The sequence below is a fragment of the Brevibacillus fortis genome (assembly GCF_046196545.1).
Classification (GTDB): domain Bacteria; phylum Bacillota; class Bacilli; order Brevibacillales; family Brevibacillaceae; genus Brevibacillus; species Brevibacillus fortis_A.
Genome location: NZ_CP176370.1, coordinates 6,548,138 through 6,558,902 on the forward strand (window position 1 = coordinate 6,548,138; position 10,765 = coordinate 6,558,902).

10 protein-coding genes and 1 pseudogene are annotated in these 10,765 nt (G+C 46.0%); all 11 read right to left on the minus strand.

Annotated elements, in window-relative coordinates; translation table 11 throughout:
* Nucleotides 1-65 precede the first annotated feature (65 nt).
* Nucleotides 66-923 carry a nucleoid occlusion protein gene (gene noc / locus ACKKE8_RS31605; protein WP_409176471.1) on the minus strand — a complete coding sequence of 286 codons (858 nt, stop codon included), beginning with the start codon at nt 921-923 and terminating at the stop codon, nt 66-68.
* A gap of 636 nt (nt 924-1,559) precedes the next feature.
* Nucleotides 1,560-2,219, minus strand: a pseudogene (locus tag ACKKE8_RS31610) (MgtC/SapB family protein).
* A gap of 214 nt (nt 2,220-2,433) precedes the next feature.
* A complete protein-coding gene (rsmG, locus tag ACKKE8_RS31615; RefSeq protein ID WP_409176472.1) occupies nt 2,434-3,150 on the minus strand; it encodes a 16S rRNA (guanine(527)-N(7))-methyltransferase RsmG in 717 nt (238 codons plus the stop codon).
* A gap of 11 nt (nt 3,151-3,161) precedes the next feature.
* A complete protein-coding gene (mnmG, locus tag ACKKE8_RS31620) occupies nt 3,162-5,060 on the minus strand; it encodes a tRNA uridine-5-carboxymethylaminomethyl(34) synthesis enzyme MnmG (RefSeq protein ID WP_409176473.1) in 1,899 nt (632 codons plus the stop codon).
* 16 nt (nt 5,061-5,076) lie between these two features.
* The gene (mnmE, locus tag ACKKE8_RS31625) at nt 5,077-6,453 is read right to left on the minus strand and encodes a tRNA uridine-5-carboxymethylaminomethyl(34) synthesis GTPase MnmE (RefSeq protein WP_047070294.1); all 1,377 of its coding nucleotides are present in this window, start codon (nt 6,451-6,453) and stop codon (nt 5,077-5,079) included.
* 290 nt (nt 6,454-6,743) lie between these two features.
* A complete protein-coding gene (jag, locus tag ACKKE8_RS31630) occupies nt 6,744-7,373 on the minus strand; it encodes an RNA-binding cell elongation regulator Jag/EloR (RefSeq protein ID WP_007720132.1) in 630 nt (209 codons plus the stop codon).
* Nucleotides 7,370-8,128 carry a membrane protein insertase YidC gene (gene yidC / locus ACKKE8_RS31635; RefSeq protein ID WP_409176474.1) on the minus strand — a complete coding sequence of 253 codons (759 nt, stop codon included), beginning with the start codon at nt 8,126-8,128 and terminating at the stop codon, nt 7,370-7,372. Before yidC ends, jag begins: the two co-directional genes overlap by 4 nt.
* Nucleotides 8,129-8,166: 38 nt before the next feature.
* Entirely contained in the window at nt 8,167-8,391 is a 225-nt protein-coding gene (gene yidD, locus ACKKE8_RS31640) for a membrane protein insertion efficiency factor YidD (protein ID WP_205669431.1), read from the minus strand.
* A 4-nt stretch (nt 8,392-8,395) separates the two neighbouring features.
* Nucleotides 8,396-8,776 carry a ribonuclease P protein component gene (gene rnpA / locus ACKKE8_RS31645; RefSeq protein WP_015894104.1) on the minus strand — a complete coding sequence of 127 codons (381 nt, stop codon included), beginning with the start codon at nt 8,774-8,776 and terminating at the stop codon, nt 8,396-8,398.
* 142 nt (nt 8,777-8,918) lie between these two features.
* The gene (locus tag ACKKE8_RS31650) at nt 8,919-9,887 is read right to left on the minus strand and encodes a hypothetical protein (RefSeq protein WP_409176475.1); all 969 of its coding nucleotides are present in this window, start codon (nt 9,885-9,887) and stop codon (nt 8,919-8,921) included.
* Nucleotides 9,888-10,046: 159 nt separating this feature from the next.
* Nucleotides 10,047-10,181 (minus strand): 50S ribosomal protein L34, encoded by a 135-nt coding sequence (gene rpmH, locus ACKKE8_RS31655; RefSeq protein WP_007720125.1) that lies wholly within the window; start codon nt 10,179-10,181, stop codon nt 10,047-10,049.
* Nucleotides 10,182-10,765 lie beyond the last annotated feature (584 nt).

The window sequence follows — 10,765 nt, forward strand, 5'->3', positions numbered from 1 at the left end:
ATTTCCTATAAACAATCAGTATTTGCCCAAAAAGAAAGGCGACCTTGTCGCCATTTTTGTTACCATCATCTATTTCCCTGTTCCTTGTTTTTCGGAATTCGAATGGTGAATTGATAGAATTCATCATGATCTTCTTCTGCTGTTTCTACTGGTAGACCTGTCTGGATCACCATATCGATCGATTGTCGAACGGTATTAATCGCAATCCGCGTATCTCTTGAAAATGCTTTCCAGCGAGGCTTCGCATCTTTTTCCGATTTAGGATTCTCAGCCAATTCCAGAAGTTGCTTCACTCGCACTTCCGTCTGTTTCACATTCCATTCCCGCTCCAAAATCTCCAACAGGACTTTATTTTGTAATTCTGGATCTTTTAACGGAATCAGAGCCCTTGCATGACGCTCTGTTACTTTTCTGGACAACAATGCATCTTGAATTTCTTGCGGTAAATGGAGCAAGCGCAGTTTGTTTGCGATTGTTGATTGTCCTTTGCCTAAACGTTGAGCAAGACTCTCTTGCGTCAAATTGTGCAAATCAATCAGCTTTTGATATGCGACTGCCTCTTCAATGGCTGTCAAACCTTCTCGTTGCAAATTCTCAATCAATGCGATAGAGGCTGTTTGCGAGTCATTAAACTCTTTGACAATCGCAGGAATCCTCTCCATGCCCAATTTTCTAGTTGCGCGCAAACGTCGTTCCCCAGCAATCAATTCATAGCGACCATCGCGAACCCGCACGACAATCGGTTGAATAAGCCCATGAGTTCGTATTGTTTGACACAACTCATCAATTTTCTCGTCATCAAATACAGTACGAGGTTGATATGGATTCGGTACAATCTCCTCAACTGGTATTTGTTTGATTTCTTCGTTATCTGTCTTGTCCGTCAAGCCAAAAATCCGAGAAAATGAATCTTTAACTGCCATAGAAAAATCCCCCACTTCTACCCGTTCCATCCGTGCTATTTTAAAGTCTTTGAAGAGGTGTTCAAAAAGTCATTTTTGATCACGAAGTAATCCTGAAAGATTGCGCAACAACGAAACAAGCGTTCACCTTCGAAATCCCGGTGCTCATGTAGCTCCCCTACATTTCGCCCCTCCATTTTCAGCTTCTCGCCACTTTCTTGGTGCTGAAAAGACAACTTTTTGAATACGTCCTTGAAACTGAAAAAGGTCCTGTCCAATCAACGACAGAATCTCCCTCGAAACATTTTGTATCCTTCGCCCATCCATTGTCTGGATATGACAGATTGAATAAGTTCTTTGATTGTTGCTGCTAAGGAAAAATGGCATATTGGTGTCGTAAGTGAGTCCAGTCCTACTCTTTTAACATAGGTCCTCCTCTTACATCGTTAAAGACAGCATGCATCTACTTTAAAAAAGCTTCACAAGCCCTATCGTACATACTGCTTAACAGACTCTTCTTGCCCATCCGGTCGGTTTGTAAAATTGCCTTTGACCTAATCTTCTTCCCCTACACGCTTTCTTCAGGTTCATTTATATATATGTAATTCTGCAAGATTCGCCCAATTCCTGCTAACCAAAAACGTTTCACGTGAAACATCAATCGTGATCTTCGTCATAAAAATCGCGATCATCACGGTGCTTTAGCCTCTCATCACTTCCAATGCTCTCATCAGTAGGATGTGAAATCTTGGTGACAGAAAACAATCGAGGAAAAAGTCTATGAAAGTCTAACGTCAGGTACGAAAAAATCGCGGCAACGATCGCAGCGACATACATCCCTGCACTGAACATTAGACCAATGGCTGAAGCAACCCACATCCCTGCTGCCGTCGTTAGGCCCTTCACCGTACCATTGAATTTAATAATAGCTCCGGCTCCCAAAAATCCCATACCCGTCACGACTTGTGCAGCTACCCTCCCTGGATCATGATTTACGCCGCTCGAAGAAAAACCGTATAAATACTCCTATCGAAGCCTATTCATGGAGGAGCGACCGCGTTTTTGCGGAAAGTTTTTATGCGCTCCAGAAAGTTTAAACTTTCTTTCACGTTAAATGGAAGCTAGTCCAAAAAGACACGAACCAAAGCAAACGAGACTATATGTTCGAAAACCAGCGCCTCTTTGCCTACTCACATCCTTTATAAATCTCTCTCGCTCCCATCCCATGATGGCACCTGCTAGAAAAGCAAGAAAGAGCCGAAGTAATATGGTCGGGAGTTCTGGTGGAAAAAAGGAGGAAAGTACCGCTGCTTGCATATAGTCTAATCACCCTCTCATACGATGTCATTCTTTCGAAGGAGCTAGTACTATGTATATGCCGAGTTGTAGACACCATGACCAAAGAGGCAAACCTGAGAGACTACTTTTAAGGCATACTTTCCATTTCATCAGGAACGGGCAGTTTCACTTAAACTTTCCATACAAAAAAAGGCCGCAGCACGTGGCTACGACCCTCTCTTATAACTGACTCCTACACTAACGGCTTTTTCGCAGGAACTCCTGCTTTGCGCGGATAGCTTTTCGGTGTCGCTTCTATTTTCTCCATGATAACGATGTTACGCTCTCCCGCTTCCTCTAGAAGCTGGAATGTCTCGATCTTTCTCGTCTTTCCACCGAGCGTCTTGATTGCCTTTTTCGCTTCAGCAAGCTCTGGAGTAATCTCCGCTCCCTTGAGAGCAACGAAGTGTCCTCCTACTTTGGCAAAAGGAAGGCAGAACTCCGATAACAGATTGAGTCTCGCAACAGCACGTGCCACTACGAGATCAAACTTCTCCCGATAAATCGCTTCTTGCCCACGATCCTCAGCACGCCCATGAACGGGATTCACATTCTCCAAGCCCAGTTCCTTTGCTACATGCTGCAAAAAGCTCATACGCTTGTTCAAGGAATCGATGATCGTCATTTTCAGATGTGGGAAGCAAATTTTCAAAGGAATGCTCGGAAAGCCTGCGCCCCCACCGATATCTACCACTGATTGCACCTGGTCAAATGGGAAGTAAAAAGCCGGCGTAATCGAATCATAAAAATGCTTGTTGTACACTTGCCCCTCTTCGGTTATCCCGGTCAGGTTCATCTTCTCATTCCATTCCACCAGCAGGCGGAAAAAATGATCAAACTGCTCCTTCTGACGATCCGTCAAAGAAATCCCCTGGGCTGCAAGTACCTCGGCAAACTGTTCTTTCGTCATAGCTTTTCTCCTTACTCGGCTACTCCCACGCGTTTGTACTCCAGATATACCATCAAAACGGAAATGTCTGCTGGAGTAACCCCTGCGATACGAGCCGCCTGCCCGATGTTCAACGGACGAATTTTGGTCATATTGTCGCGGGATTCCTTGGACAAACCGGAGATTTGGTGGAAGTCAATATCCGTTGGGATGCGGCGCTCCTCCATTTTTTTCATCCGCTCAACCTGTTGCAAAGACTTTTTGATATAGCCATCATATTTAATCTGGATTTCAACCTGTTCGGTCACATCCTCTGGCAGTGCTTCTGGTGCGGGGACCATTTGAGCAATGTGGCTGTAGTTGATTTCCGGACGACGCAGCAATTGAGCCAGCTCGATGACATCTGTCAGTTCAGGAGAGCCTGCGTTTCGCAAAACCTCTTGAACATGTGCCATTTCAGGTCGTACGCGTGTGTTTGCCACGCGTTCTTTTTCTTGCTCGATCAGCTCGCGTTTTTGGTTAAATCGATTGTAGCGCTCTTCGCTAATCAGACCAATTTCATGGCCGATATCCGTCAGGCGCAAGTCCGCATTGTCATGACGCAGCAGCAAGCGATATTCTGCACGAGAAGTAAGCAAACGATAAGGCTCATGCGTTCCTTTCGTAACAAGGTCGTCAATCAAGACACCGATGTACGCCTCTTCTCGTCCCAAAATAACTGGTGGCTTCCCTTGAACGCGACGTGCTGCGTTAATTCCTGCCATGAGACCTTGACCCGCTGCTTCTTCATAACCAGAGGTACCATTGATTTGTCCTGCTGTGAACAAGCCAGGCAAGATTTTGGTTTCCAAAGAAGGCCAGAGCTGTGTCGGCACGACCGAATCATACTCAATCGCATAGCCAGGGCGCATCATTTTGACTTCTTCCATTCCAGCCATGGAGCGCAGCATGGAAAGCTGAACATCTTCTGGCAAGCTGGTCGACAAGCCTTGTACATACATTTCTTCGGTATTGCGTCCTTCTGGCTCCAAGAAAATTTGGTGACGCGGCTTATCGTTAAAACGAACTACTTTATCTTCAATCGAAGGGCAATAACGCGGGCCCGTTCCTTCGATCATTCCCGAATACATAGGAGCACGATGCAGATTGCTATTGATGAGTCCATGCGTTTCTTCATTTGTATATGTCAGCCAGCAAGGCAGCTGGTCCATAATAAATTCCGTTGTTTCATAAGAAAAAGCGCGCGGTACCGGATCACCAGGCTGAATCTCCATTTTAGAGAAATCCACACTGCTGCTATGAACACGTGGTGGCGTCCCCGTCTTGAAGCGTGTCATTTCAAAACCGAGTTCCTTCAAATGATGTGCCAGACGAATAGACGGACGCATGTTGTTCGGTCCACTTTCGTATTGGAGATCTCCGAGGATGATCTTTCCGCGCAAATACGTTCCGGTCGTCAATACAACGGATTTAGCCATGTATCGCGCCCCAGTTTGCGTAATAACCCCTTCACAGACTCCATCGTTCACGATCAGCTCTTCCACCATCGCTTGACGCAGGATCAAATTCGGAGTATTTTCAATCGTTTTCTTCATTTCATGCTGATACGCAAATTTGTCTGCTTGTGCGCGCAAGGCATGCACAGCAGGTCCTTTTCCTGTATTCAGCATACGCATTTGGATATGGGTTTTGTCAGTATTGCGTCCCATCTCTCCACCAAGCGCGTCCAATTCGCGTACGACGTGGCCTTTTGCCGGACCACCTACGGAAGGATTACATGGCATGTACGCCACAGCATCCAGGTTGATCGTCAACAGCAATGTACTGCAGCCCATACGTGCAGCCGCCAATGCCGCTTCCGCACCGGCATGACCCGCACCAATGACAATGACGTCAAACGAGCCCGCTTCATATGCAGGTACAACGTTCATTTTTTGTCCTCCTCTATCACTTACCCAGACAGAACTGGGAGAAAATCTGGTCAATCAAATCTTCGCCGACACTTTCTCCGATGACTTCCCCAAGCAGCTCCCACGACTTTTTAATGTCGATCTGAATCATGTCTACTGGCATCAAATCATCGATTCCACCCAGTGCTTCATCTATGGCTCGTTCTGCCTGACGAAGCAGTTGAATATGTCTGGCGTTACTCACGTAGGTCAAGTCATCCTGCTGCACACGGCCACTGAAGAAAATCTCCCCAATTGCCTGCTCCAGAAGATCGATCCCCGTCTCCTCACGCGCAGACGTCATAATCAACGGCTGCTGAGGGAAATGACGCTTGATCTCTTCCAAATCCACTTTTTGCGGCAAGTCGAATTTATTGACAATCACAATCACATGGAACCCTTTTGCCGCTTCAAAAATCGCGTAATCATCAGCGGAGAGAGGCTCGTTGTAGTTGATCACGAGCAACACGAGGTCAGCCTTTTGCAGCAGCTGTCTGGACTTCTCTACCCCGATTTTCTCTACGATGTCCTCTGTATCCCGAATCCCTGCAGTATCGATGAGTCGCAAAGGAACCCCGCGCACATTGACATACTCTTCGATGACATCGCGTGTCGTTCCCGCAACGTCAGTCACAATCGCCTTTTCCTCTTGGACCAGACTATTTAATAGAGAGGATTTCCCTACATTGGGACGTCCAATAATCGCGGTCGACAAGCCTTCACGCAAAATTTTTCCTTGCTGTGCGGTCTGCAACAGTCGTTGGATCTCACCTTTAACCTCCAGGCACTTTCCGCGCAAGAAATTTTGTGTAAACTCCTCAACGTCATGCTCTGGATAGTCCAGTGTTACTTCTATATGGGCCATCGCTTCAATCAAGTTTTGGCGCAGCTGCCGAATGAGCCTGGACAGCTTCCCTTCTACTTGATTCAATGCGACCTTCATTGCTCTGTCTGTTTTCGCCCGGATCAAATCAATGACGGCCTCAGCTTGAGACAAATCGACACGCCCATTTAAGAACGCACGCTTTGTGAACTCACCTGGCTCCGCCAATCTTGCACCATTATCCAAGATTAACTCCAGAACCTTTTCAACGGAAACGATTCCTCCATGACAGTTGACCTCAACTACATCCTCCCTCGTAAATGTACGGGGAGCCTTCATTACGGAAACCAGTACCTCTTCCACTCGTTCACCTGTGTTTGGCTCATACAAGTGCCCATAATGGATCGTATGGCTGTCCACAGTGGACAACCGCTGCTTTCCTTTATATATCTTATCCACAACTTCGATCGCTTCCGTACCGCTTACCCGGATCACGGCAATACCGCCTTCACCCATCGGTGTTGCGACCGCCGCTATTGTATCGAATTTCATGCTGTTCACCTCAAGCTTTCCACTCTTACAAGTCAGCCACTAACTTACTAGCATAACAGATCGTCTAGAAAAATTCCAAAAGAAAGTGCAGCCAATCTATATGGCTAAACACCGAATAGGAAAAAGCAACCCTAACCTCCAAGGTTGCTGTCCATTCTGGTTATCCACAGTATAATCATTTTCGCAAATCCTCAACCATTTGGTCAATTATCCACAGTGGACAACTTTTTGGAGAGATTGGTTCGAAATGTCGTCTCTTGCTCACATAAATTCAGGCAAAAAAAAGAAGCCTAACGAGAGGCTTCTTTCGGTGCAATCACGATATAACGATTTGGCTCGTCTCCTTCACTGAAGGTAACCACATCCGCTCTCTTTTGCAAGAAGGCGTGGATTACTTTCCGTTCAGCAGCAGACATTGGTTCCAGACGTACATCCCGTTTGGTCGATAACGCTTTTTTCGCCACACGATCTGCGAGCTGCTCCAATGTTTCCTTGCGACGCAGCCTGTAATTTTCGGCATCCAGAGTGATACGTACATGTTTGTCCGCATGACGGTTCGCTACGACGTTTACGAGATACTGTAATGAATCAAGAGTTTGTCCCCTGCGGCCAATAATGATTCCCAGATTGGTTCCCTGGATGTCAAACAGCATGCCCTCTTCATTTGTACGCGTCTCCACTTTGGCATTCACCTTCATGTTCGACAAAACGTCTTGAAGAAAGTCACGTCCCTGTGCAACCGGATCAAAGTGAAATTCTACTTGCACTTTGGCGTCCTTTGCCCCAATAAGACCAAACAATCCTCTGCTTGGTTCCTCTAGAACTTGGATCGTTGCCCGCTCACGCGGCACGCCCAATTCCAGCAAAGCTTTTTGCACAGCATCGTCGATCGTTTTTGCCGTAGCTACCACCTTTTTCACTTGGAGGCTCCCCCTTTAGGAGTTGGCATATTTCCTTTATCACGATACAGGAAGTAGGTTTGTACAATGGTAAACAGGTTACCGTATACCCAGTACAGAGACAGCGCCGATGGCAATGTGACGGCAATCGCCAAAATCATCAGCGGCATCATGATGATCATCATTTGCATTTGTGGATTTCCTTGAGTTGCCTGACCCATCATCTTGGACTGCAGGTACGTCGTAATCGCCGCAACAATCGGCAAAATGTAGTACGGATCTTTTTCTCCCAACGTCAACCACATGAACGTTTGTGAGTTAATCTCGGTCGTACGGATGATCGCATGGTAGAACGCGATCAAAATCGGCATTTGTACCAACATTGGCAAGCATCCAGCCAACGGATTGACACCGCTCTTCTGGAACAAAGCCATTGTTTCCACTTGCGCTTTTTGTGGATCATTCTTGTGCTTCTCACGGATTTTTTGCATCTCCGGTTGAATCTCTTGCATTTTCTTGGAGCTCTTGATTTGCTTGATCATCAATGGAAGTACAATGATTCGAATGATGATCGTAGCGACCAGGATACCCAGACCGTAGTTGTTCCCGAGTAATAATGCGCTCTCTTTAATCAGCCAGGACAGTGGATAGACAAAATACTTGTCCCAAATGCCGGTTGCGTCAGGGCCAATTGGTGCAGCAGCTTGGGGGTTACAGCCCGACAAAACTAGAACCAGCATAGTCAGCATAAGAATGCTGAGTGTACGTCTACTCAAGGGTGATCCTCCTTTTCCCCGCTTCAATTGAGGTAATCTTATTTGTGCTGATCCGGGACTGGATCATACCCGCCCGGGTGGAACGGATGGCATTTCAAGATGCGACGAAGGGCCAACCAGCCTCCCCTCCACGCTCCAAATCGACGAATCGACTCGATCGCGTAGTGGGAACAGGTGGGCGCGAATCTACATGAAGGTGGTTTATACGGAGAAATCATCAGTTGGTATCCCCGAATCAACCAAACCATGATCTTCACCATCATCGTTTCACCCTCTTTTTCCATCTCTTTTTCCATTATGTACGGGTGCCTGTTTGATCACTTTGGCTCGCTTCATCACATGTAACAGAGATTGCTCAATGGCTTCAAGCGTCATCGCTTCCACACCCGGACGGGCGATGATGACGAGATCGAGACCGACTGGAATATCAGACTCCATTCGAGCTACTGCTTCGCGTATAAGCCGCTTGACTCTATTGCGGACAACAGCATTGCCAATTTTTTTACTGACGGAAATTCCAGCGCGAAAAGCCGCTTGTCCCTCTTGCTTTGCTGAATACAAGACAAACTGCTTATTAGCAGCAGAACTTCCTCGTTGAAACACAGCTTGGAATTGCTCATTTTTTTTGAGCCGGTGTGAACGATGCAAAGGTAAACAACCCCTAACATCACAATTATAGTAGAAAACGTAAACAGCATCTACCAGTATATCCTTGTTTCGTTCACTTTTTTCCCCTAAGTATACTCGGTTTAGAACAAAATCAAAAATTCAACGGAAAAAATATAGGCTATCAGCCAATTTCCGCGATGATTTCTGCACTGGCATAGCGCAAGTCAGAGAGCAATTGCTCATCCGCTTGGAAAAAGCCCAATTTTTGAAGGGACAAGGAAAGCTTGGCAGGCAGCTCCGCCCAATGATTCTCCAGCCATTCATCAGAATCCACGCTATGATATAACCAGATCGCCTCTGAAAATAATAAAAACCCGGCCATATCAAGCTGATTTCTCTCCTGTAATCTCTGAACCTTCCTTTTTACTAACCAATCATTTTCAACCACCAGCGCAAACCGGGTCCCCTCATTTATTGACCGTAGATGAGCTCGATAGTCCGCCAATAGCATGAGTGCATCCTGTACCTCTTGATTACTCTGGTATGTCTCCTGAAAAAAGCCATCCATACCGTCCGAACATCTTGCTTTCTGTACCAGCTGATACAACTGTGCATCACTCAATGAATGCCCCAGGAAAAAGGCACTCATTTGCAGCGCCCCAATCCATCCTGCCCATGCAGCCAAATAAGCGGAGTAAGGAAAGCCTTCCATTAAGGCAGCCTGCGCCTCTTCGTGGAACGAATCTACCTCCGCTTTTGCCTGTGCGAACATTTTCGCTTTTCCAGCCGGTGAATCCATATAAGCACACATGTCATTCAACCAGGAAGTGAAACGATCCTCTGGGTCCAGAACAACCTTTGCTTCCTTTAAGTAACGCCATGCCCACGGATTCTCGTATACTTCTTCATCTGTAGGAGCAGATTGGACCTGTAGCTGTATCACATGCCCTCTAAACAGACGATTTTCACAGGAAGGATCACCTTCTCCCTCCACAAATATGTGTAAATCGAGGTCGCTGTACGCGTCCGCTTCTGCCCTCCCGACAGATCCACCAGCATAGGCACATACCAAGCTGCCTAAAGGCCATTCATCAAGAAACTCGCGCGCCAACGATACAAAAAAGCTGGTTACGTCCTTGCTTTGCTCCATCGGCCTCCTCCTGTCTCTTCAATAAATAGCAGGATTTTCGGTAGCTAGGTAACGATTATCCCTCAAAAGGTTTCCACATCGGAGAAGGTCTTCCTCTTTTATAAGAACAAGAATTTTCAGACATATGTAAGCAAACAAAAAGGCCACTAAAAGTGTGGCCTAAGCGGAAAGAACTTTTCTACCTCTTTGACGACGAGCAGCCAAAATTTTACGGCCATTTTTTGTGCTCATGCGCTTACGGAATCCATGATCCTTTTTGCGCTTGCGGTTGTTAGGATTGAAAGATGGTTTCATTACGTATACACCTCCGTCTTGCAAAGATATTCTTTTGCATTATAAGAACATATGCCTAAAAAGTCAAGTGACAGTGGAATTTCATTACCAAGGCAAATATCCCCATAAAACTATTTCCCGAACCTGTGGATATCATTTTATCCACAAAAACAGATTTCGACAAGTTTATCTACAGCTTGTACACAAAATATAGGGATGTGAATATGTGGGGAGTACCAGAAGTTGTGTTTGTGGATAAGTATGAAAAAACCATTGATACCATGCCTTATATCTGTTATTATGTTTTTGTTTTGAAGCGTGAATAACTCCGATACGTAAATCGGTTTTTCCACAGGGTGTGGATAAGTTTGTGGACAGATTCTTTCCTATGTGTATGTCGTTACTCACAGGATTGAGGATAACCGTCTGCTTTTTTTCACTTCTACGAGCGGAATCCCTATATTTCGACTTTTTTTATCCACAGTCGCTACATACGGCTGTGTTGACAATTAGGTCACAACATAGCAGGTTTTTGCACTTTTTCTCGATCAATATGGATCGGTGCTTCATCAATTTTTCGGATGGTCCAGAGGGAGGGATTCTGG

Bases quoted from the DNA above. Each gene is read 5' to 3' on its own strand.
- ACKKE8_RS31650 (WP_409176475.1), bottom strand. From the start codon at position 9,887: ATGGAGCAAAGCAAGGACGTAACCAGCTTTTTTGTATCGTTGGCGCGC.
- mnmE (WP_047070294.1), bottom strand. From the start codon at position 6,453: ATGAAATTCGATACAATAGCGGCGGTCGCAACACCGATGGGTGAAGGC.
- mnmG (WP_409176473.1), bottom strand. From the start codon at position 5,060: ATGAACGTTGTACCTGCATATGAAGCGGGCTCGTTTGACGTCATTGTC.
- yidD (WP_205669431.1), bottom strand. From the start codon at position 8,391: ATGATGGTGAAGATCATGGTTTGGTTGATTCGGGGATACCAACTGATG.
- rsmG (WP_409176472.1), bottom strand. From the start codon at position 3,150: ATGACGAAAGAACAGTTTGCCGAGGTACTTGCAGCCCAGGGGATTTCT.
- rpmH (WP_007720125.1), bottom strand. From the start codon at position 10,181: ATGAAACCATCTTTCAATCCTAACAACCGCAAGCGCAAAAAGGATCAT.
- noc (WP_409176471.1), bottom strand. From the start codon at position 923: ATGGCAGTTAAAGATTCATTTTCTCGGATTTTTGGCTTGACGGACAAG.